Origin of the sequence: Paucisalibacillus globulus DSM 18846, assembly GCF_000482485.1 — a bacterium.
GTDB lineage: Bacteria > Bacillota > Bacilli > Bacillales > Amphibacillaceae > Ornithinibacillus > Ornithinibacillus globulus.
This window is the reverse complement of the sequence record NZ_AXVK01000028.1, coordinates 54,635-78,118: the sequence shown is the minus strand read 5'-3', so window position 1 is coordinate 78,118 and position 23,484 is coordinate 54,635. Positions and strand designations below refer to the sequence as shown.

Genomic DNA, 23,484 nt, shown 5'->3' with positions numbered 1-23,484 from the left:
AATTGGGAAAATAACTTGTCCCTTTGTTCGTAGATAGGAAAGTATAAAAACTTTCCGCCGACATAAGAAAAACTAACACATTTCGCTTGGGACTGAGTGAATGCGAGTTTTTCTAACGAGAAAGGAAGATAACATGTCCATTAAAAAAGTGGGTCTCTTAATCGATGACATTGGTGAATCTTGGATTGCAGAGAGGTTAGCAAGAAAAGAAAAAGATGTGATTGTTGTTTGTCAACAGGAGGAGCAACTTCCTCTTATTCAACAAGATATTGAAAAAGCATTAGATAGAAGAATAGCGAAATATGCAATAACCATATCAGAGAAAAAAGTGATCTTATCGAGAATTCATTATCATGTTGATTTGCATGCTTTGAATGATGCTGATTTAGTGGTGGAATCAATTAATGGAAACATGGTGGAGAAGAAGGATTTATTTAAACAACTAGAAGAAATGTTAGAAGAAACGACTATTTTGGCAACAAATTCTATTACGAATCGTGTATCTGATATTCAAAAGGATGCAGTATTTCCTGAAAGAATTATCGGACTACATTTTATATATCATGCAGTTGAAATTATTAAGGGAAACCAAACTCACGATCAAACTTATGAGACCATTTTTGACTTCATGGAAAAAATGAATGTGTTTATTTGTCATGTGAAAGAAGCACCTGGCTATGCATTTAGCCGGATTACATTTACTTTTTTTAATGAAGCGGTGGAGGTATTGGCAGAAGGTCTAACAACCGCAGAGGAACTAGATCAAATGTTGAAATCTTCCTTTGAATGGAGACTTGGGTTATTAGAAATGGCAGATCGAATTGGATTGGACGAGATATTTCAGCAATTGCAAGAGCTATATGAAGAAACGAAGAACAGTAAATATTTACCGTCACCTTATCTTGGTCGCTTAGTAAGCGAAGGGAAAATTGGTGTGCGCTCTGGTGAAGGATTTTTTACCTATCGGGATGATGGAAAACGTCTAGTAAAAGTAGGGGAGGGTGGAAGTCGATGATTATTTTAGTAATTAATAGTGGAAGCTCATCCTTAAAATTTCAATGTTTTGATATGGAAAAAGAGACCGTTCTGGCAAAAGGTTTAGTAGAACGAATTGGTATGGAAGATGCGATTATTCAATATGAATCCCTCCTTCATCAAGAGAAGGTGAAGCATGTTACTGAGATTCTTGAACATAAAGAAGGATTGAAGCAAGTAATTAACTTATTAACCGATCAAAAAATAGGTGTGGTCGAATCGATAAGTGATATTCATGCAGTAGGCCATCGTGTGACACATGGTGGTGAGGAGTTTTCAGATTCGGTACTAGTGGACGAGCAGGTTATTGCAGCTATTGATAAAAATATGGAACTCGCTCCTCTTCATAATCCTGCTAATTTAAAGGGAATTCTTGCTTTTCAAGAGTTAAGTCCGGACATTCCTAATGTATGTGTATTTGATACGGCATTTCACCAAACAATGCCAGAGAAAAGCTATATGTATGCTATTCCAAAAGCAATCTATAACAATTATAAAGTTAGGAAATATGGTTTCCATGGCACTTCTCATAAATATGTCAGTTCACGCCTAGCAGAAACGACGGGAGTTCCGTTAACCAGTCAAAAGGTCATTTCCTGTCATATTGGTAACGGTGCAAGTATTACGGCGATTAAGGACGGTATATCAATTGATACAAGTATGGGGATGACGCCATTAGAAGGATTGATTATGGGAACTAGAAGCGGAGATATCGATCCAGCAATTATCCAATTTGTCATGATGAAAGATGAGTTAACAATCGATGAAGTAAATTCGATGTTGAATAAATTTAGTGGGTTGTATGGGATTTCAGGTGTGAGTCATGATGTTCGAGAAATCATTGACCGAATGGAAAAAGGCGATAAAAACTGTAAATTAGCGATTGATATGTATGTCTATCGGATGGTCAAATATATCGGATCATATGCTGCGGCGATGAACGGTGTTGACACGATTATCTTTACAGGTGGGGTATTAGAAAACTCAAAGCCTATTAGGAAACTACTATGTGAAAATCTTACCTATCTAGGACTAGCACTCGATGAAGAGTTAAATGCAGCCAGTGAACCAAAAGAACGGAAAATCAGTAGCAATCACTCGGGAGTAAATGTTTATATTATCCCGACAAATGAAGAATTGATGATTGCTAGGGATACGTTAAGGGTTATTGGATAGAGCCATGGGGACAGGTACCTCGGCATGAGCCGAGGTACCTGTCCCCATTTATCTACAACTAAATTTCATATAATTCAATTGGTAAGTTGTCAGGGTCAAAAAGAAAAGTAAACTTCTTACCAGTCTTTTCATCTACACGTAGAGGCTCCGTGTTAACTCCTTTTTTCTGCAGTTCAGTTATCGCATCTTCAATCGAATCTACAGCGAATGCAATATGTCTGAGCCCGGTACCTTCTGGGTAGTTCAATCTTTTTGGTGGTGAAGGGAAGGAAAAAAGTTCAATTTGATATTGATCCCCAAGTGCTAAATCAAGTTTGTATGACTGTCTTTCTTCCCTATAGGTCTCACTCAAAATATTTAATTCAAGTACTTCTGTATAAAATTTCTTGGATTTTTCATAGTCAGAGCAGATGATGGCGATATGATGAATGTGGAGTAGGTTCATGATAGTGACTTCCCTTCCTTTGGAATGTGTAGCTTCAATTTCTGTGGCTCAACTATTGCGAATGGTAACAGGTAATGAGCAATTGAGGAGGATTTAATCAAGAAGTAAATTCTTGCGTTTCCACTGGCCACTTAATTCTATAGTACCAAATCCAGTACTAAAATAGACAGAAAGTTATATTGAAATTACAAAATTTTGGAAGTAAGATTTGGGTAACTTGATTTATGAAGATTGATAAAAAGGAGATTCCTATGGCCTATAGCTTTGTGCTCAAATTACTAAAAAACACCAAAAAATATAGTTGAAATAGTTTTAAATGAATTGAGGTGAAAGGTTTGAAGCGTATTTCATTAATTACAATGATTCTAGGTCTATCTCTCCTATTAGGAGGGTGCATAGAAGAAAAACAAGTTGACAGTGAGACTATTGCTGGGGACACAAGAAAAAATAAATATGAAAAGGAAAACTTTGTACCTATTCAGGAGTATACAGGTGAAGGGTTTAAATTAAGGGATAGCCGTGAAGAAAATCTGGAGATTGCAGAGAAGCATCAAGATGAAGTAGAAGAAGCGGTTAAACAATTTTTTCTAGATGAATATAAAACTGAGGTTAAAGTACATAACATGGTTGCAGCAGTTGATGGCGTGACGGTTTATGTGGAGTCTATTGGTGAGCCACATTTTTATACGTTTGCTGTTGTTCCGGTTGATTTAAAGGATAAAGAGGTCAGAACTGATAGTGTATGGTCTATGGAAGGGCAAGTTGAAAATGGAATTGCAGGTGGCTTATATGCCATGGCATATAAGGAGGAATTTATTAATCTAAATCAGTATCTTGAAGAAGCTATTAAAAAGCATCCAATTGTTGGAATATCAAAGGAAGCAATTAAAAATGTAAGAGCAAGAGGTTATTCAACACCTTATTATTTTGTTGCTTCACTTAGTGAAACATTAGATGAACTTACAAATGAGTATTTAAATAACCCTAAAATTTCTGATACAGAAGTAAGAGATTTCTTAAGACAAAATAACTTCAATCCGGAGTTCTTGAACATCAGTATTGAGTTTTATATGGAAAAACAGAAAGTAGACCCAGAACAAAAGATTCTTGATTCAATTGTTAGTGATCTCGAAAATAAGGATAATATTCCACCAGGTGAATATTCCATTCATCTTAACGATAATTATATTGATAAAAGACTTGGGATTGGGAAGAAAGAGAACTCTATTAAGTTAGGATCACCGAATAAACTATCCAAAAAGTAAGGAGGCGAGTAAATATAATGTCTATTCCAAGTCTCGAAAAAAATAATTCTAGTAAGAATAAAGTAATTGAGGTTGACATAAAAGCAGAAGTGAATATTGACAAGGACTTAGTTCGACTTGCTGGGCATCAAGCATATCTACATCCTGATGAAGACACAGTTATTGTAGTAAACGGAAATAAATACGAAGTGCTTGATATAAACTATGATCATAAGTCTGGATTAGATGCACTCGTAGTAAGAAGTTCAGTTGACAAAAACAACGAAAACCTCATCATCTACTATGTAGGAAGTGAACAAGTCGAACAAGATTGGTTAGGTAAGGATGCTAATTTTACTTTATCAACCCTAGGAACCACTTCCTCAAAAATCTGCTCTTGAGCACAACACCCACCACTTGAATTTACAACTAAAATCTTAAGAACTATCTTCTTATGACTTATTAAACACATAATAATACTTTATACCCATAATCTCCTGTATCTTTCTACTCAAATTTACCAAAAACAACCAAATATTTATAATAATCATTTAAAATAGTATCTGAATAAACATATGTTGGTCATAATGGATAGTAACTTAAATTATTTGGATGTTAGTTCATTGATAAAATGCGAGGTGAAAGGTTTGAAGCAATTTTCGATTATAACGATGCTATTAGGGATGTCATTTATATTAGGAGGTTGTATGGGTATGGATAAAACGAAAGAGCAAGAAGAAAAACAGGTTGACAGTGAGACTGTTGCTGGAGATACAAGAAAGAATGAATATGAAAAGGAAAACTTTGTACCTATTCAGGAGTATACCGGTGAAGGGTTTAAATTAAGGGATAGCCGTGAAGAAAATCTGGAGATTGCAGAGAAGTATCAAGATGAGGTAGAAGAAGCGGTTAAACAATTTTTTCTAGTTGAATATAAATCTGAGGTTAAAGTACATAACATGGTTGCAGCGGTTGATGGCGTGACGGTTTATGTGGAGTCTATTGGAGAGCCACATTTTTATACGTTTGCTGTAGTTCCGGTGGATAGTAAGAATGAAGTGGTGAGGACGGATAGTGTGTGGTCGTTGGAAGGAGAGGTGGAAACTGGAATTACTGGTGGACTCTATGCTATGGCCTACGATAAGGAATTTTCTAATTTAGATCAATATCTGGAAGAAACTACAGAAACGTATCCAATTGTTGGTACACCAATTGTTGCAATTGAAAATGTAATGGCAACTGGATATACAACACCGTACTATTTTTTCTCTCCAGTCGGTGATGTTTTTGATAAGTTATTTTTAGAGTATATGAATAATCCGGAAATAACCGCTGATGAGATAAAGGACTTCCTTGCCAAAAACCCTTTCGACCCAATGTATGTGATTTTTGGCATTGAATTTTATATGGAAGAAGAAAATTCTGAACCCAAACAAGAGATTCTGGATTCCATAGCAAGTGATATTGAAAGTTTAGAGAATATACCACGAGGTGAGTATAACATTTCCCTGAATGATAATTATATTGACAAAAAAAGAGGTGTTGGACAGAAAGATAATACAATAGACAGATCAGATCCGAATGCAATAATGAAAGAATAGATTTGGGGAGGTGCAGAAGAATGCCAATACATAGTATCTCGAATACTTCAATTAGCAGTAATGGTACCCATTTGAATACTGTAAAAAGTACGAACTCAACTATTGATAAAGATTTAGTAGAGCTTGCTGGAAAACATGCATACTTACATCCCAATAGACCTGATACAATTAAAGTAAATGGAAACAATTATAAAGTACTTAATGTCAATAAAGATTCAGAAACCGGCCTAGATGCCTTCGTAATAAAAAACGTCAACGACAAAAACAACGAAAACCTCATCATCGTCTATGTCGGAAGCGAACAAATTGTCGAGGACTGGTTACTAACTAATGGTAAACTTCCCAGCGATTTAGCGCCAGAACAAATAGATCAAATACACGCTGCTAGGGAATATTTTAAAGAAGTAGAAGAAGAATTAGGAAAAGTTACCCATGTAACAGGTAACTCACTTGGGGGCGCTCTATCCAATGCAGTTGCAGTTGACAATCCCGGTGTAACATCAGTCACATTAAATCCAGCACTCCTTCCAGATGGTATGGTGGACCCAAACAAAGATTATTCAAACATCACAAATTATATCAGCAAATATGATGCCCTTAATTTAGTGATTAATAGACTTGGACTAGGTCATCGTGTTCCTGGATCAAAATATAACATTAATAATGGCCTTCCTATTTTTTCACTGCTGTCTCCAAACCATGTTGGATATCATGAGGATGAAAATGGCAACTTTTTCTATGAAGTCGGTAAGCCCGGAGACGCTGGTTACGGTCACATATATGTGGATGCAGATGAGCATATCATGACTAGTATTTGGACTGGGGCTCCTCTTTATGGTGGACCAACTGGAAAAATAGATATTAACGTCGAAGCAATGCTAAAGTTAGCAGAAGCAATCCAACAAAAAGTAAAGCAACGGCTAACCCTTTCAGGAGAATATATTAGGAATGCCAACTTGATTGTTGATGATGAAATCAGTCGATTTAATATAAGGGTTACGATACTCCAAGAAACATTTCAACAGATGTTCGATGAGCTTGCTGGGGAACCCATGTTTAATGGGATAGCACGAACAGGAAATAGGATTAAAAGTTATCTAGATGGACTTATTAGTCTATTAAATATTGCGGAAGAAAAGTGTAGGGGCCTAAATGTTATTTTGAACTCTATGCCGATGGAATTAATTGAATATATAAGAAAAGTAGATATTAGCGTGGAAAGCCTCTTTGCCTACCCCAAAAATTACCTCTATGATATACAAATTGATATCGATAACTTCGTACGAGCTATTCAAATCATCATTGAAGAATTAATTCCAGATTTATTTCGGGGAGCCAAGGACAATTTTGTAGATGCAGTAACAGGAGAGCTAGATTTGCACTATGCTTTGTTAGAAAAAAATAAAGATAGATTACTAGACCAATTAGAAAATTACGGTACTCAGGTACAAGGGGTTGCTACAGCACTTCAGAATAAAGATGCAAGTATAGCTAGTGCCACCCGTGGTAAGGGGGGAGACATTCAAGCAACGGACAACGTTCAACATACCGCGATCATTACATTAGAAAAATCAGATTATCTAGAAGTCGGGATGAAAATTAAGGAAATACAGACGAATCTTGCTCATCAAGCGATTCGATCCTCTGTAACAGTAGTCCTTACTCCAATACTGGAACAAGTCTCAAAAGTAATTCGGTTATTAGAAGGTGCTTTAGAAGCCATTATAGTAGCTATTAACAGTGCACAGCATGTTGTATTATATGGAAATCCTACTGGTTTAGCTTTAAGTCTTTTTACAAAATTTGATGACAATGTAAAAGCGCAGGTCAAAGAGGTTAAGGCCCCGATTAAAGAAATGGAAGCCACCATTGAAGGATTACGTGATGGCGTGAACCGTTTGATTGCTAATCTTCCAGGAATGGTTGATGATTTTAAACCATATATTGACACCGCTCTTTTTGAACCTGGAAAGTTTGCCAATGTACGCCTGTATAATGTTGCTGCATCCGCTATTCTAGATGAAATGAATCTAGTATTTGACGATATAATCTATCAATTATCTGGTGAGAAGTCACAAGCAGTCACGGAGTCACTAGAAATCTCTAAGAGTATCAAAGGGAATATTGGGATACTAGGGGAACAGGTGGAAAGAGGGACAATATAGAAAGAAGCCATGGGGACAGGTACCTCGGCTCATCGAGCCGAGGTACCTGTCCCCATGGCCTTGAAAGGGGTGAACATAGTGAGAAAATATATACGTATCATTCTAGTATCTTTTCTGTTTCTTTATGGATGTAGCGAGAGTGATATTATTGAAAAAGATAACCAAGGAACAAATGAGGAGAATGAAAAAGGTAATAACATTGAAATGAATGGAATTGATATTTATGATTTTTACTATTTAAATAAAGCACCAGCTGCAGAACAGAAGCATTCTTTAGATGATGTAATAAAAGTCTTTTTTAGTGAGTGGAGTATGACAGGAGGAAATACAATGGCCATTGATATTGAAAATGGTGAAATATATAAAGAGCCAAGATGGACAAAATTAGGCGTGGACTCTTTAGAAAAGCCAGTGAAAGTTGAAGATGTGAATCAAGTAATAGAAGTCTTACAAAAATATGAAGTCCAGGATTGGAAGACAGATTATACGTTTGAAGACCCTAGTACATACGAAGATGGCTATAGTTGGCGTTTATGGTTGCAATTTAAAGATGGTACAGTAGAAAAACACTCAGGTGAAGGTACAGAAAAAGAAAAGCTAACACCAGAGGAATTTGAATATTTTGTTGATGAATTAATAAAGTATGTCGATGAGAGATTGTGATTACAGCGGGAGATAGGAACTAGATTTGAGTAAGGTAATCTTGCTATCCACTGGTGTAGTAGATCTTTGTTAAACAATTAAACTGCAGGCCATGGCCTGGATTATAGTTCGAATTCCTCTTCTTCCTGCATAACTTTATTCGTACTTTTCCGATGGTCGTAGTATTTGGAAATTCGAATTTTGTATTCGAGATTCTTTTTATAATCTTTAGAAAAGACACAGGAATATAGAACTTCCAACAAAAAACTAATGGAGTTATTGGAGCTGAAACTGCCAATTTTGGAATATAATTTTTCCCTTGTCGTAATTCGAAAAACACAGTCTGCTTGCTTGCAGAGTGTGTTATCACCAAGGCTAGTTATCGCGATAACCGGTGTTTTTCTTTTTTGTAACATGGGTAGTATCCTACTTGTAAGTTGACCCTCCCCGGTATAGGAAATCAAAATAGCAACCGTTTGGGAATTAGAACTTGCTGCTTCGAATTCAGAATCAAGTGAGCAAATGCTAACCCGTTTCCCAATCCGATTCATATGCGCTTTAAAATCATGGGCGAGAATTAGATTATTGTTAAATCCAAAGACTTTTATTTCTTCTGCATGATTTAATAATGTAGTCGCCTTTTTAAGGTCATCATAATTTAAGAGCGAAAGTGTGTCTTTAATCGTTGTTTGATTCAATGTCGCCATTTTATTAGCAACGTTAAGCAGATGGTCATTTTCTTGAAATGGATAATTAGCATCCACATCTTTAAAATGACTATTAAAATATTCCACCTCATTAAGAAAGTGATCTTTAAGTTCAATCCACCCATTAAATCCTAGCTTTTTAGCAATTCTAATTAAAGTGGAAGGATGTGTAAATGTTTCTTCCGATATTTGCTTGATAGTTTTTTCTTTAATTAACTCTTGTTGCTTAAACATATAGTCGATAATTGTTTGTTCAGAAGGAGAGAAAAGGTCTTCCTTCATTTTTTCCGTTAATAACATATCGAATCACCCATAACTACTATACCATAATGCTGTAAAAAATATTTACAAAAAAAGGCGTTATTTGTAAACGGATTTGTAAATTGCAAATGATAATCCTCCGAGTCTATTGTTTATATTTCTGTCCGTCCTATAATAAGGTCGTAGTTGTGAAAACACAAAAAAATATTATTTATACAAGACTAGGGAGGAATAATGAATGACTAAAGGTGTTAAAATCGTTACCATTGGTGGAGGAAGTAGTTATACCCCTGAACTTATGGAAGGTTTTATTAAACGATATGATGAACTTCCGATTAGAGAAATTTGGCTTGTTGATATAGAGGCTGGAAAAGAAAAACTAGAAATTGTTGGTGAGATGGCCCAAAGAATGTGGGATGCATCACCTTATGATGTAAAAGTACATTTAACATTAGATCGTAGAGAAGCGTTAAAAGACGCTGATTTCGTAACCACTCAGTTCCGTGTTGGTTTACTGGATGCACGTGTTAAAGATGAACGTATTCCTTTATCTTATGGAATGGTCGGTCAAGAAACGAATGGTGCTGGCGGTATCTTTAAAGCATTCCGTACAATTCCTGTTATCTTAGATATTGTGGAAGATATGAAGGAATTAAGCCCGAATGCTTGGTTGATTAACTTCACTAACCCTGCTGGTATGGTAACAGATGCTGTAATCCGTTACGGTAAATGGGAAAAAGTTATTGGACTATGTAATGTTCCGGTTGGAGCGATGATGGCAGAGCCTGAACTAATCGGTAAAAATCTGGATGAGCTCGTATATTCATTCGCAGGAATCAACCATTTCCACTGGCATCGTGTAAAAGATTTACAAGGTAATGATGTAACTGGTGATATTATTGAAAAAATGTATAGTGACGATAATAATGCAGGTATTCCAGCAAATATCCATGATATTCCGTTCTTTATTGACCAAGTAAAAAGAATGAATATGATTCCTTGTGGATACCACCGTTACTACTACCGTCAAGAAGAAATGTTAAATCATATGCTTGTGGAGTACCGTGATCCAGAGGTTGGGACTCGTGCACAACAAGTAAAACAAACAGAGGCAGAATTATTTGAGCTTTATAAAGATGCGAATCTGGACCACAAGCCAGAACAATTATCGAAACGTGGCGGTGCTCACTATTCAGATGCTGCATGTGAAACCATTGCATCTATTTATGCAAATAAAAATACGCATATTGTCGTATCAACAAAGAACAATGGTGCTGTTCCTGACCTTCCAGCGGATGCAGTTGTAGAGGTTTCTGCGTATATCGGTGCAGCAGGTGCTAGACCAATTGCATTTGGTACACTTCCAGCAGCAGAAAGAGGCTGGTTACAAGTGATGAAGAATATGGAACTTGTTGTAGAGGAAGCAGCTGTAACAGGTGATTATGGTCTAGCTCTTCAAGCATTTATCATCAACCCATTAATTCCAAGTGGTGAAACTGCAAAACGAGTTCTAGATGAGTTACTAATCGCGCACAAGGAGTATTTACCACAATTCGCAGAAAAAATTACCGAATTGGAAGCAGCCGGTGTGACAGTAAAAGATGAGATTGTTAGGGAATTAGTATAATAGAATCCGTAGCTCCAAGCTCCACGGGGACAGGTATGATGTGACCCCCAAAAGTTAGAGTTTATATTAAGCAGCTAGTTGGCTGGTGTGTAGTCGGTATTGAATTGGACTCATACCTGCCAACTTTTGCTTTATACGTTTGTTATTATAGTAAACTATATATCTTTCTATCTTGTTTTTTAATTCTTCAAATGTACATCGTGCTTCTCCATAATACATCTCTTGCTTCATTAAACCAAAAAAGTTTTCCATTGGTGAATTATCTAAACAGTTTCCTTTTCTGGACATGCTTTGAAAGACTTTATTTTTCTTAAGCGTTTTTACCCATTTGTTGTGTTGGTAGTGCCATCCTTGGTCGGAGTGGATAGTAGTTCTGAACTTCGAGTCCTTTACGATTTCAAGGGCATCCTCGAGTGGTTTCATTACCAGTGCTAAATTGGGCCTTTTACTTATACCAAATGAAATAATCTCGCCATTAAACATATCCATAATAGGGTTTAAGTATAATTTAAATCCATCTGAACATTTAAATTCTGTGATATCAGTTGTTAATTTTTGATGGGGTACATGTGTATGGAATCGGCGGTTAATTCGGTTTTTTGCGACCTTTCCAATTGTGCCCTTGTAAGAACTATATTTTCGAGATCTTCGTGTGAATTTAACACATTTAAGGCCAAGCTCTCTCATAATTCGTTGTACTTTCTTATGATTTATTTTATAGCCTTTGCCCCTTAATTGTAGATAAATGCGGCGATATCCATATTTACCTTCATGTTCCTCAAACAATTCACAAATGAGTTCTTTCCATTCCTTATCAGGATCTTCCTTCTTTAATTGTTGAATATGATAATGATAAGTTGCTTCCGGTATACCGACAACGTTTAGTACATCTTTTAATTTGAATCCTTCTTCTTTGAGTTCGAATGCCATTGCTGTTTGTGCTTTTCGAGATAGGCATCCGGGTTCTCCTGAAAAGCTTTTAACTTTTTTAAATACGCAATTTCTAATCGAAGAAGTTCATTTTCACGTTCTAATTGTTCCTCACGAGACACCGCTTTTTCTTGTTTTACTGACTTCGCTTTTCCTTTTCCAGTCATAGGTGGCCGTCCTTTCGGTTTCTTCGGGACTCCAATACCACCCTCATAAAAATCCTTCTTCCATGAGGAAATGGCAGTAAGATTAGTCATCCCAAAATGAAGGGCTGCCTCGGTCTCTGAAGAACCTGTTCTATCTATAAATCTTAATACATCCAGTTTAAATTGAACAGGATAAATTTCTGGATGTTTTTTATCCATTAGACCTTCAGTACCGAATTTCTTATATGCTTTTATCCATCTCTCTACAGCTGACTTAGATTTTATACCATGTTTTTTAGCTAACGGTCTAATTCCAAGATGCCCCTCTTGATACTCTTTAACTACTTTCATCTTTAAATTAGCACTATATTTTTTTGCCATATTAAAACACCCCAAAAGTTAGTTTTTTCACTCTAACTTTTGGGGTGCACTATAGTACCTTGGCTTAATAAGCCAAGGTACCTGTCCCCGTGGAGCATTTTTATTTACATTATAGAAAACGGTTTCTGAGACTGCTGATGCTTGTAAAACCCTTGATTTATGCGGTGTTAGCTATATTTAACATGTTTCCTATCATAAGTAATGATAAAATATTTGTAAATTATTTAAAAGATTGTATTGATTTTTACTTTTATGAGGATTAAAATGAAAATGTAAGCGATTTCTTACGTTAATTTTAGAAACCGGTTTCCATTTAAACGTAACTATACATACTAGGAGGTGTTTATTGAACTGTATTAATTTGTTTAAAACATCAAGGTGTAACGCGAAGTCACATTGAATAAAACAATAAAAAATGTATTGGGGGCATTAACGTGAAGAGAATGAAAAAACTTGCTGTTCTTGGAATAACTTCATTACTTGCGCTATCTTTAGCTGCTTGTAGTGGAAATGATGATGAAAATTCAAGTGATTCAAATGCTAGTGGGGATAAAGAGATTACATTAGACTTCTGGACATTTGGGGCAACAAACTATGAAGAGTTAGCCAAGGAATATGAGAAGGAAAATCCAAATATTAAAATTAAAGTTAAATCATCTGAAACGGCAGACCATCATGATGCACTTTTCACTTCTTTATCGGCTGGAAGTGGTGCACCGGATATAGCTATGCTTGAAATTGACCAATTTGACCGTTTCAAGGTTGCGCAAGACCGTTTTGAGAATTTATATGATCTTGGTGCAAACGATGTGAAGGATCAATATCTAGGTTGGAAATGGGAAAGTGGAGAAAATGCAGATGGTGATTTCTTGTTCGGACTTCCAACGGATATCGGTCCTAAAGCATTATATTATCGTATAGATTTGTTTGAGCAAGCAGGACTTCCAACAGAACCAGAAGAGGTTGCAGCACTAATTAATTCGCCAAAAGCATTTGAAGAAGCTGGAATACAAGTGAAAGAGAAAACGGGTATGCCTTTTGTTGATAGTATTGAAATGGCATTTAGAGCATATTTAGATGCAGCAGAAACGGCGTATTTGACACCTGATAATGAATTAAATCTTGGAGCAGACAGTGAAGTGAAAAAAGCATATGATTATGCAGTTCACCTGAATGATTTAGGATTAGTAGGTAAATATGAAATGTGGAGTCCAGAGTGGGCTAATGCTGTGAACAAGGGTGAGTTTGCTGCAGAACTAGGTGCAGGTTGGTTAAAAGGTTGGATGGAAGGAAACGCTCCTGAGGCAGTAGGTAAGTGGAGAGTAGCTACATTGCCAACAGAGTTTGCTGCTAACTGGGGTGGATCTTACATCGCTATACCAAGTGAAACAAAAAATGCACAAGAGGCTTATGACTTTATTGAGTGGCTTGTAACACCAGATAATCAATTAGTATCATTCCAAAGCCACGGATTATTCCCTTCTGCTGAGTCTGTATATGACATGGATGCGTTCAAGACAAATGAAGATGAATTCTTCGGTGGTCAAGCATCGGCACCAGTATTTGCAGAAGCTGCACAAGATATTGCTGGTATCGGATATAAAGGTGAAAAATACTTCCCAATCCATAATGAAATATTAAATGCACTGAAAAATGTTCAAAACAATGGTGCGGATCCAGAAAAAGAATGGGAAGAAGCTGTGAAACGTGCGGAAGATTTAATGAAGCGTTAATCTAGTAAACTTCTATAATGAATACACATTTTATTATAGACTGTGCGGTAGTTTCTTGATCAGGCTACATGCTCCGGTTGGCAGGGCTCAAGTTTCCCTGAGTCGGGCGCATGCTCCGGTTGCCAGGGCTCATGTTTTCCTTGATTGGGCACATGCTTTGGTTAGAAGGGCTCAAGTTTCCCTGAGTCGGGCGCATGCTCCGGTTGCCAGGGCTCATGTTTTCCTTGATTGGGCACATGCTTTGGTTAGAAGGGCTCAAGTTTCCCTGAGTCGGGCGCATGCTCCGGTTGCCAGGGCTCATGTTTTCCTTGATTGGGCACATGCTTTGGATAGAAGGGCTCAAGTTTTCCCGAATTGGGCTCATGCTCCAGTTAGCAGGACTTAAGTTACCGCACACTTTCCATCAACATCACAAACAGAAACTGCACGTACACAGTCTAGATTAAAGACTGGAATAATAAGGTTGGCTTTCTTTTACAAAACTTTAGCAACAGAAAAAGGATTGAAAAAGGAAGCTGACCACCTTACATATGAATGGTGTTTCCATTATGTTTATGGAGGAAACTACATAGGATATGGGCACTTTGGTGCGCCATACCACTTCCAAATGGAAAAGAGGCGAGAAAATGAATGCTAGTAGTAAGAAAGTATCTATATTTAAAAAGAGGAAATTTAGGTCTGAAGAAAAAAAGGACATGATTTCAGGTTATTTATATATAGCGCCTTTCTTTATAATTTTTGCACTAATTGGCCTGTATCCTGCGCTTTTTAGTATTTATCTAGCTTTCCAAAAATGGAATGGCTTAAGCCCGATGACATTTAATGGGCTAGCAAACTTTGAGCTAGTGCTAACTGATCCATTATTTTGGAAATCGGTTTACAATACGATTATTATGGGGATTATGGGGACTGCTCCACAGTTGGTTGTTGGTCTTATTCTTGCTTATTTACTCAATATGGCTTTTCTGAAGTTTAAAAGTTACTTTCGGGTAACTATATTTATGCCTTATTTAACTTCTATGGTTGCTGTTGCTCTAATATTTAGTGTGTTATTCAGTAATCATGAATCATCACTTGCTAACTATGTGTTAACTCATTTCTTTGGACTTGATCCAATCGCTTGGGCAGCTTCTGAATGGGGTACGAAAATTGCCATTTCACTGATGGTATTTTGGCGATGGGTAGGATATAACACGATTATCTATCTAGCAGGTATTCAAAGTATCCCGAATGATCTCTATGAAGCGGCTACCGTTGATGGAGCTAATAAGGCACAACAATTGTGGTATATTACGATTCCGATGATGAAGCCATTTATCATTCTTACTGTATTTACATCCACAGTTGGTGCGATGCAATTGTTCTCGGAACCTACTGTATTCCTAGGAGCTGATGCTTTTACAAGGGATGAAGCGATGACGATTGTTATGTACTTATACCGTGATGCCTTCCGATTACAGTCATTTGGAACAGCTTCTGCAACAGCGATTATTCTATTGGTAATCATCACTATCTTTGCCTTGATTAATTTACGATTAACACAAGGCTTAGGAAGGAAGAAGAGGAGGGTGAAGAAATGAGTGATACAATCCGAAAAAACAGGAAAAAAATATCCATAGGAAGAATTTTCGTTTATGTATTTTTATTTATCACTTCTATTCTTTCTCTTTTCCCATTCTATTGGATGTTTGTGATGGCAACACGGCCAAGTGCCGCGTACAACTCTATTCCGCCAACCCTTACACCGGGAAATATGTTGATTGAAAACTTTAAAAAGGTACTAAATGAAATTGATTTCTTTGGTGGGATGTGGAACTCATTTGTACTATGTGCTGTGGTGACGATTGTAGTACTGTTTATTAGTTCATTAGCAGGTTTTGCTTTTGCGAAGTTTAAATTTCCGGGTAAAAACTTTCTATTTGTAGCGATTCTCGTCACGATGATTATACCGCCGCAACTAGGGTTAATTCCCCAGTATTTCTTAATTGCTAATGCAAATTTGCTTGATACATTGCCAGGGGTAATGATTTTATTCTTTTTAAATCCTTTAGGGATATTTCTGATGCGACAATATATTTCGGGAGCAGTTCCGGATGAATTAATCGAAGCCGCGAAATTAGACGGATGTTCGAACCTCAGAATCTATTGGAGAATTGTTTTACCTATTATTTTACCAGCCTTTGCAACACTTGGAATTATTGTCTTTACTGCGGTTTGGGGAGAATTTCTATGGCAGTTTACTATTTTAAGAGACCCAGAAACGTATACAATTCAGGTGGCATTGGCACAGTTGAGTAATACAAATAACATTGATTTCGGTATGATTTTATCCGGGGTATTCTGGGCTACGGTTCCATTATTAATTGTTTTCTTATTATTTAACCGATTATTTATCTCTAGTATTACGGAAGGGTCTGTAAAATAATAATTTTTCCTGCCTGGCTATTGTTTCACGCTAGGACTCTTAGTAATCTAGTAGTAGGAAAGATCTTTAGAAGGGATTAGATACTTAACATGATGGGTTTAACGATAAAAGATATTGCAAAAATGGCAGGAGTCTCTCAAGGAACAGTTTCCAAAGTAATCAATAATTATAATGGGGTAAGTGAGCAAACGAAGAATAAAGTGATGACAGTTATTGATGAAATGGGCTATGCACCTAACTTTTCAGCCAGGTCCCTAGCAACAAAAAAATCAAATCTTATTGGTCTTATTTACGCCGGTAAGATAAATGTTGATATGACACATCCATATTTCAATGAAGTTATTTCTACTTTTAAGCGAAATATAGGATTACTTGGTTACGATATCTTAATGTTTTCTAATGAGCATTTTTTACAAGATAAAGGAAGTTATTTAGCTAGATGTAAGCATTTTAATGTAGATGGTTGTTTGGTTATTGCTGGTGAGGAAGTAGAGAAGGCTACTTTTGAACTTGCGGAAAGTGGTTTTCCTTGTATTGGGATTGATATTGAATTAAAAGGCCCAAGCGCCAGTTATGTTATGACGGATAATGTGAATTTATCAAGAAAAGTAGTAGAACATTTTTATCTGAATTCACTACGGAAAATTGGTTATATCGGTGGTATGCGTGAGTCTGTCATTTCCAATTTGAGGTTAAAAGGATTCAAAGATGCAATGAGCCAATTCGATCTTGAAATAAAGAATGAGTGGATAGAGTATGGTGATTATCAAGAAGAAAGTGGCTATTTCGCTATGAAGAGAATCTTGGAGCGGAAGGAGTATCCAGAAGCTATATTTGCTGCGTCAGACTTAATGGCATTAGGTGCATTAAGGGCGATTAAAGAAGCTGGATTACATGCTCCGACTGATATTCGAGTTATCGGTTGTGATGATATTGCAGCTTGTCGTTACAGTGATCCTAAACTAACGACTGTAAAACAGGATAAGGAAAGAATCGGTAAATTATCAGCGTATATGTTGAATGATTTAATCGATGGGAAATCGAAGTTAAAGCCTGTATTTACGGACTCAGAACTTATTGTTAGGGAATCGTGTGGAACGAATAAAGCCTTCTGGTAATCTAGGATAGTTCAAGCGTCTGATTTTTTAGGGGAAAATAATAACAACTAGATGAAGTGGAATAGGAGGTTTTTTGGGGTGAATTATTTTGTAGTTTTTGATGTTGGTGGTTCTGCGATTAAATATTCCCTTATGGATCGGGCAGGCCATTTTTTAGAAAAATCTTCTCTTCCAACACCAAAAGACGGGATGGACTCTTTCGTAAATGTGATTGATAAAGTGGTGAAGGAATTTCAAAAAAAACATATCGTGCATGGTATCGCTTTAAGTATGCCAGGAGCGGTAGATGTGGAATCCGGCTATATTAAAGGGATAACGGCCCTTTCTTATATCCATGGTCCTAATATCAGGGAGCTAATCCAAGAGCGAACGGGGCTTCCGGTTGAACTGGAAAACGATGCAAATTGCGCAGGATTAGCGGAAGGCTGGATAGGTGCTGCGAAAGGGATTGATGATTATATTTGTATTGTTATCGGTACGGGAATTGGTGGAGCACTCGTTTTGAATAAAAAAGTTCGCCATGGAAGCAATCTTTTCAGTGGTGAATTTGGGTATATGCTTCTTGAGGATTACCTAGACCAACCGATTGGGGAAAGTTGGAGTTCACTTGCTGCTACATGGGGCTTAGTAATGCAAGTAGCCAAACGGAAAAAAATGGATCCCCATACACTTAACGGAGTAAAAGTGTTTAACATGGCGGATGAGGGCGATCTAGAAGTGCAGGATGAGATTGAAAAATTCATTAAACGCCTTGCTGTAGGGATTTATAATTTGCAGTACATCATTGACCCACAAAAAATATTAATCGGTGGCGCAATTAGTAAACGAGAAGGCCTTATTGATCGAATAAATGAAAAGCTCGAGATTATGAAACCGAATGAAGAATGTTTGGATATACAAGTACACCCATGTCAATTTGGAAATGATTCCAATTTAATTGGAGCACTATATCACTTTTTACAAAGAGAAATGATTCGGGAGGAGAGTATAGGATGATACATGATAAATTAATGCCATTTCCTAACAACTTCATGTGGGGATCTGCTTCTGCTGCTTATCAAGTAGAAGGTGCATGGAACGAGGATGGGAAGGGACCCTCTAACTGGGATCAATTTGTTCGAATTCCGGGTAAAACTTTTAAGGGTACGACTGGGGACACGGCTGTCGATCATTACCATCGTTATAAAGAAGATATTCGTCTCATGGCCGAAATGGGGCTAAAAGCGTACCGATTTTCTGTTGCATGGACCCGGATTTTTCCCGAGGGAAAAGGGAAGGTAAATGAGAAGGGGATCCAATTCTATAGTGATTTAATCGATGAATTAATAAAGAATAATATTGAACCGATTTTAACGATTTATCACTGGGACTTACCACAGGCGCTTCAAGACGAATATGGTGGTTGGGAATCCAGAGAGATAATCCGAGACTTTACCAATTATGCGGTTACGTTATTCAAGCATTTTGGTGACCGTGTGAAGTACTGGGTAAGCTTGAATGAACAAAATATTTTTGTTGGTTTTGGTTATCGAACTGCTCTTCATCCTCCAGGTATAAAGGATGAAAAGCTTTTCTATCAGGTCAATCATCATGCAAATTTAGCCAATGCAAGTGCAATCAAGGAGTTCCGCAACTATGTAACGGACGGTAAGATTGGACCAAGCTTTGCATATTCCCCATCTTATGCCACGTCCTCTAAGCCTGAAGACGTTCTTGCCGCAGAAAATGCGGAGGAGTTAAATGCGCATTGGTGGATGGATATCTATGCATGGGGAACGTACCCTAAAGTAGCTTGGAATTATTTAGAAAGAAAAGGCTTGAGTCCTACACTTGAAAGTGGAGACCTCGAATTATTAAAGGCAGGGAAACCTGATTTTATGGGGGTTAATTATTATCAAACGACTACCTTTGAAAAGAATCCATTAGATGGGGTATCTGAAGGGAAAATGAATACTTCCGGTAAGAAGGGTACAACGGAAGATACGGGTGTACCAGGTCTCTTTAAAACAATCAAAAATGAAAATCTCGAGCGAACGAATTGGGATTGGAACATTGATCCCACAGGACTTCGAATTGCCCTCAGGCGTATTACAAATCGATACCAATTACCAGTTTTAATCAGTGAAAATGGCTTAGGCGAATATGATAAACTCGAAGAAGATGATACAATCAATGATGACTATCGAATTGATTATTTGCAAACACATATAACAGCGATTCAAGAGGCGATTAGTGATGGAGTAGATGTACTTGGGTACTGCACATGGTCATTTACCGACCTGCTAAGCTGGTTAAACGGCTTCCAAAAACGCTATGGCTTTGTCTATGTGAATCAACACGAAGAAGGGGAACATGACCTCAGAAGGATTAAGAAGAAGAGTTATTATTGGTATAAGGGAGTTATTGAGTCAGAGGGAAGGAATCTTTAGTAGAATAGAGACTTGGGTTGAACAGATAAGCTCCGATATAGTCCCTCCCAAAATTAGACTTTTGGAAGGGCAGTACTGATCGGAGCTTTTTTATGGTCCATTATTAATGTCAACCTTGATGGTTGATGTATACGTTCCTGCTTTTACATCCTTTGGTAGTAGTGTTAGATTTAAGGCTTCGTCTGCAAAGGATACGGTGTAAGTACCCATCCCATTATCTGCAGGCGCACTCAAAATTTTAACGCCTATTTCGTCATCGATGGTTCCACCAGTTTTTGTTATGGTATCTGCTGGCGATGATCCCTCTGCCCCATCTGCAATGGCTATAGTTGGTGCTGCTACAGTTAATGATCCTTTTGGTAATGTTTTACCCGTTGTATCTGAAAATTGTGTAGCGGACATGACTACATTCCAACCAGCACCAGTCCCTGAAGGATCCGTCACATTAAAAGGGGTAATCGTTGCTGATGTACTTTGAATTTTACCGTTTAGTACAACAGCGTCAAATGTACCAACAGATAGTGATTCAACTGCTAATTGGCCACCTGTAATTGCTACATCACTACCTAATGGACTTGCGCTTGCTTGATTGCCTCCGGGAGCTATCAGTGTAGCACCTAATATGGTGGCAATAACAACCCCACCGACCATCACTTTTATTTTATTAAATTTGGTACTTGGTAGATTTTCTTGGACATAGTTTTGTGCGGCTTGTTGAAGGTCTTTTTCGTCATTGCTTTGGCCAAATTCTTTAGAAAATTCTACGGAAAAATTTGAACCAGGGTCAAGATGAAGAATTATTTCTACATAGTTATTTTCTTTCTCACGTATCTCATGACTCTTAAAATGAATCAACTTAACAGCTCCTTTCATAATTAATCTCTAGTAGTTTCATCTAATTATAAAAAAAACATACATCAGGGAAACACTAAATGAGAGAAGGAAAGGAGTATTAGGGATGTGGACATGTAGGAAAGGATTATGTGCATTTTTATTCATGATTGGTCTCAGTTTTTTTATTGGCGCTTTACAAGTTTCTTCTGAAGAGAGTGGGACTCCATTAACAATTGAACCAATTTATCCTGAAAATCAGGATGTGAATGTAAAAGGATATTTTCGATTGAATGTGGAGCCTAACCAAACACAAACAATAAACGTTAGAATGACGAATAATCTAGAGGATAAACAAAAAGTAATTATCGAGAAAGCGAATGGGTTTACGAATCCAGTTGGTGGGATGTTGTATAGGGAGACGATTGATTCTAATGACTCTATACTACTCGATGATGGGATTAAATTAGTAAATTTTATTAGCGTAGATTCAGAACTAACTATGGATGGTAAAGAAACGGTTGAAATACCAATTGACATTACGGTTCCTGATGTAGACAGTGGTACCATTTTAGGTGCGGTCCGTATTATTACTGAAGGAAAAGCGGATGAAAAGTCGGTAGAGGTGGAAGAAGGAACAGCAAATTTTGTATTACAAACAGAAACTGCCCATTCGGTAGCAATTCAGTTGGATTTACCTAACCCGGTTGAGCCTAGCTTTTCTATGGGAACAGCAGGATTCACCTTAAAGGGACCAAGTGCTTATATTGAAATGAAAAATGATACTCAAATGATTCAGGAAAATATATCAGGTGCATATCAAGTGGAAGATGGAGATGGAAATCAATTATTCAATGGTGAGATTCCTACGTTTAACATGGCACCGAAAACGCAAATTAATTATCCTTTCCAATGGAATTATGAAACGTTAGAAGATGGCGATTATAGGCTGTTGGTTACGTTAGATGTGAATGGTAATGAAGTAGATGCAGAAGAACGTTTTTCCATTGCGAATGACGATGTAGAGGAATATGTAGAACGAAATCAGCCAGTTGTTCCACAGGGGCAAGTGGAGAATGGTATCCCTAGTTGGGTATGGATTATAGCTGGAGCAATCGTTTTGGCAGGGGTTATGTTCTGGTTAGGAAGAAGAAGGAAATAGTAGGGATAGGGAAGGGCATTTACAAACTATGTATTGCCAGTCCCTTCTCGGTTAGGGAGTATGGGTTTATCGCTTTATTGCTTGTTATCTGAATAACTATGAAATAACATGATTGTACAGAGAGAAAAATTAAATGCTTTTCCTGAGGAGTGTTTGAATGAGACGGTTAAGAGTCGCAATGATTGGGTTAGGTGGTATTGCACAAAAAGCGTACTTACCAATAGTAACGAAAGAAACGAACTGGGAATTTGTCGGTGCGTTTTCCCCCAATGCGGAAAAGAGAAAACAAATCTGTCGGCAATATCGGATACAAGATTTTCACAGTATGCAGGCCCTAATGCAAGCTTGTGATGCGGTGTTTGTACATAGTTCAACAGCATCTCATTTTGAAGTAGTTTCAGAGTTGCTTCAAAATGGCAAGGATGTTTATGTGGATAAGCCACTAGCTGCAACGCTTGAAGAAGCAGAACAGCTAGTAGCGTTAAGTGAAAAACATAATCGAAAACTGATGGTTGGGTTTAATCGTCGTTTTGCCCCGATGTATAGGTATGCAAAAGAAAAAGCGGAGAACCTTTCAGCGTTTTATTTGGAAAAGCATCGTGCAAACAGTATCGGACCTGGAGATTTTAGGTTTACCATGTTGGATGATTACTTACATATTGTTGATCTCATGAGATGGTTTCATGATGATGGGGAATTGAAGCTCGTCTATCCAAAGATGACAACTAATTTGGAGGGACAGCTTGTTTATGCGGAGCATGTTTTTGAATCAGAATGTGGAAGCACCTTTCATCTATCCATGCATCGTAGAGCTGGAACAAACATCGAACAATTAAAACTTTTAACAGATGGTGCATTAATTAGAGTAAATAACTTAGATGTGTTGGAAATGGAGCAAGATGACAAACTTACGATCCAAACAGCACCGTCCTGGGATACAATCTTAAAGCAAAAAGGATTCGTAGATGCCGTCGAACACTTTGTAGACTGTATAACGAATGATACACGACCACTTATCGATGGCATAGAAGGATTGAAAACACAAAAATTAGTGGAAGAACTGTTGAAAGCAGCCATGGGGACAGGTACCTCGGTTTAAGCAAGATTAAGTGGTAATGAGTTTTGTTTAATTAAAATAGCTAAAGTATTGATATACAGCAACAATTTGTTTGTATCAAAGTGAATTTTTAGTATTAAGCATTGTTCTTTAACCATACTTTTAATGTTATTTGCTCTAGGTGATTTAGTAACGTTCACGTTATTCAGGATATAGATTTAGCTTGTTTATAGCTCCTTTGTAGATAGTTTTTTTCTGTAGACAAACTATCTACATTAGGAGCATTTTATATTGATTTAACATGTTTTTCTAACCTATGCAAAGCTAGTGTAGAGAGCCTCAAGTTCATGTAACAAAAGAAGTTTCCCA

The 23,484-nt window shown here is 37.2% G+C and carries 21 protein-coding genes; 16 read left to right on the top strand and 5 right to left on the bottom strand.

Annotation, left to right across the window (positions count from 1 at the left end; genetic code table 11):
• Positions 1–133 precede the first annotated feature (133 nt).
• Together K332_RS22235 and K332_RS0108860 are read left to right on the top strand one after the other, a co-directional pair.
• Positions 134–1,015: a 3-hydroxyacyl-CoA dehydrogenase family protein gene (locus tag K332_RS22235; protein WP_051359402.1), complete on the top strand. Its 882-nt coding sequence runs from the start codon at positions 134–136 to the stop codon at positions 1,013–1,015.
• Positions 1,012–2,211 carry an acetate/propionate family kinase gene (locus K332_RS0108860; RefSeq protein WP_026907133.1) on the top strand — a complete coding sequence of 400 codons (1,200 nt, stop codon included), beginning with the start codon at positions 1,012–1,014 and terminating at the stop codon, positions 2,209–2,211. Before K332_RS22235 ends, K332_RS0108860 begins: the two co-directional genes overlap by 4 nt.
• 58 nt (positions 2,212–2,269) lie before the next feature.
• Here the strand turns inward: K332_RS0108860 and gloA2 are convergent, their stop codons facing one another.
• A complete protein-coding gene (gene gloA2 / locus K332_RS0108855; protein WP_026907132.1) occupies positions 2,270–2,656 on the bottom strand; it encodes an SMU1112c/YaeR family gloxylase I-like metalloprotein in 387 nt (128 codons plus the stop codon).
• Between the two features lie 335 nt (positions 2,657–2,991).
• Here gloA2 and K332_RS0108850 point away from each other — a divergent pair, with 335 nt between their 5' ends.
• The 5 genes from K332_RS0108850 to K332_RS0108830 all read left to right on the top strand — a co-directional run bounded on the left by K332_RS0108850 (position 2,992) and on the right by K332_RS0108830 (position 8,329).
• Positions 2,992–3,921 (top strand): DUF1672 family protein, encoded by a 930-nt coding sequence (locus K332_RS0108850; protein ID WP_026907131.1) that lies wholly within the window; start codon positions 2,992–2,994, stop codon positions 3,919–3,921.
• Positions 3,922–3,938: 17 nt separating this feature from the next.
• Positions 3,939–4,301 (top strand): hypothetical protein, encoded by a 363-nt coding sequence (locus tag K332_RS0108845; protein WP_026907130.1) that lies wholly within the window; start codon positions 3,939–3,941, stop codon positions 4,299–4,301.
• A 312-nt stretch (positions 4,302–4,613) separates the two neighbouring features.
• Positions 4,614–5,501, top strand: coding sequence for a DUF1672 family protein (locus K332_RS0108840; protein ID WP_169727359.1), 888 nt, complete (start codon positions 4,614–4,616; stop codon positions 5,499–5,501).
• Between the two features lie 20 nt (positions 5,502–5,521).
• Positions 5,522–7,666, top strand: a complete 2,145-nt coding sequence (locus K332_RS0108835) for an SA1320 family protein (RefSeq protein ID WP_051359401.1) — start codon at positions 5,522–5,524, stop codon at positions 7,664–7,666.
• A gap of 78 nt (positions 7,667–7,744) precedes the next feature.
• Positions 7,745–8,329 carry a hypothetical protein gene (locus K332_RS0108830; RefSeq protein WP_051359400.1) on the top strand — a complete coding sequence of 195 codons (585 nt, stop codon included), beginning with the start codon at positions 7,745–7,747 and terminating at the stop codon, positions 8,327–8,329.
• A gap of 101 nt (positions 8,330–8,430) precedes the next feature.
• Here the strand turns inward: K332_RS0108830 and K332_RS0108825 are convergent, their stop codons facing one another.
• Positions 8,431–9,315 carry a MurR/RpiR family transcriptional regulator gene (locus tag K332_RS0108825; protein ID WP_026907126.1) on the bottom strand — a complete coding sequence of 295 codons (885 nt, stop codon included), beginning with the start codon at positions 9,313–9,315 and terminating at the stop codon, positions 8,431–8,433.
• A gap of 199 nt (positions 9,316–9,514) precedes the next feature.
• Between K332_RS0108825 and K332_RS0108820 the strand changes: the two genes are divergently transcribed.
• Positions 9,515–10,903 carry a 6-phospho-beta-glucosidase gene (locus tag K332_RS0108820; protein ID WP_026907125.1) on the top strand — a complete coding sequence of 463 codons (1,389 nt, stop codon included), beginning with the start codon at positions 9,515–9,517 and terminating at the stop codon, positions 10,901–10,903.
• Positions 10,904–10,969: 66 nt separating this feature from the next.
• On the opposite strand, the gene K332_RS0108815 is transcribed toward K332_RS0108820, so the two are convergent.
• Together K332_RS0108815 and K332_RS0108810 are read right to left on the bottom strand one after the other, a co-directional pair.
• Complete coding sequence (locus K332_RS0108815; RefSeq protein ID WP_156914172.1) at positions 10,970–11,911, bottom strand: IS3 family transposase; 942 nt, start codon at positions 11,909–11,911, stop codon at positions 10,970–10,972.
• Positions 11,797–12,360, bottom strand: coding sequence for a helix-turn-helix domain-containing protein (locus tag K332_RS0108810; RefSeq protein ID WP_036688508.1), 564 nt, complete (start codon positions 12,358–12,360; stop codon positions 11,797–11,799). Before K332_RS0108810 ends, K332_RS0108815 begins: the two co-directional genes overlap by 115 nt.
• Before the next feature lie 443 nt (positions 12,361–12,803).
• Between K332_RS0108810 and K332_RS0108805 the strand changes: the two genes are divergently transcribed.
• The 6 genes from K332_RS0108805 (at position 12,804) to K332_RS0108770 (ending at position 20,065) form a co-directional block, all read left to right on the top strand.
• Positions 12,804–14,093 (top strand): ABC transporter substrate-binding protein, encoded by a 1,290-nt coding sequence (locus tag K332_RS0108805; protein ID WP_036688533.1) that lies wholly within the window; start codon positions 12,804–12,806, stop codon positions 14,091–14,093.
• Positions 14,094–14,719: 626 nt separating this feature from the next.
• Positions 14,720–15,673 carry a carbohydrate ABC transporter permease gene (locus tag K332_RS0108790; RefSeq protein ID WP_026907120.1) on the top strand — a complete coding sequence of 318 codons (954 nt, stop codon included), beginning with the start codon at positions 14,720–14,722 and terminating at the stop codon, positions 15,671–15,673.
• Positions 15,670–16,518: a carbohydrate ABC transporter permease gene (locus K332_RS0108785; protein WP_026907119.1), complete on the top strand. Its 849-nt coding sequence runs from the start codon at positions 15,670–15,672 to the stop codon at positions 16,516–16,518. Before K332_RS0108790 ends, K332_RS0108785 begins: the two co-directional genes overlap by 4 nt.
• A 92-nt stretch (positions 16,519–16,610) precedes the next feature.
• Positions 16,611–17,636 carry a LacI family DNA-binding transcriptional regulator gene (locus K332_RS0108780; RefSeq protein WP_026907118.1) on the top strand — a complete coding sequence of 342 codons (1,026 nt, stop codon included), beginning with the start codon at positions 16,611–16,613 and terminating at the stop codon, positions 17,634–17,636.
• Between the two features lie 78 nt (positions 17,637–17,714).
• Positions 17,715–18,632, top strand: a complete 918-nt coding sequence (locus K332_RS0108775) for an ROK family protein (RefSeq protein WP_026907117.1) — start codon at positions 17,715–17,717, stop codon at positions 18,630–18,632.
• Positions 18,629–20,065 (top strand): glycoside hydrolase family 1 protein, encoded by a 1,437-nt coding sequence (locus K332_RS0108770; protein ID WP_026907116.1) that lies wholly within the window; start codon positions 18,629–18,631, stop codon positions 20,063–20,065. The genes K332_RS0108775 and K332_RS0108770 overlap by 4 nt, the downstream gene beginning before the upstream one ends.
• Positions 20,066–20,155: 90 nt before the next feature.
• On the opposite strand, the gene K332_RS0108765 is transcribed toward K332_RS0108770, so the two are convergent.
• The gene (locus K332_RS0108765; RefSeq protein ID WP_169727358.1) at positions 20,156–20,920 is read right to left on the bottom strand and encodes a WxL domain-containing protein; all 765 of its coding nucleotides are present in this window, start codon (positions 20,918–20,920) and stop codon (positions 20,156–20,158) included.
• A 103-nt stretch (positions 20,921–21,023) separates the two neighbouring features.
• On the opposite strand from K332_RS0108765, the gene K332_RS0108760 reads away from it, so the two are divergent.
• On the top strand, positions 21,024–22,058 hold the full coding sequence (locus K332_RS0108760; RefSeq protein ID WP_026907114.1) for a WxL protein peptidoglycan domain-containing protein: 1,035 nt from the start codon (positions 21,024–21,026) through the stop codon (positions 22,056–22,058).
• Positions 22,059–22,215: 157 nt separating this feature from the next.
• On the top strand, positions 22,216–23,157 hold the full coding sequence (locus K332_RS0108755) for a Gfo/Idh/MocA family protein (RefSeq protein ID WP_026907113.1): 942 nt from the start codon (positions 22,216–22,218) through the stop codon (positions 23,155–23,157).
• The last annotated feature ends 327 nt before the right edge of the window (positions 23,158–23,484 follow it).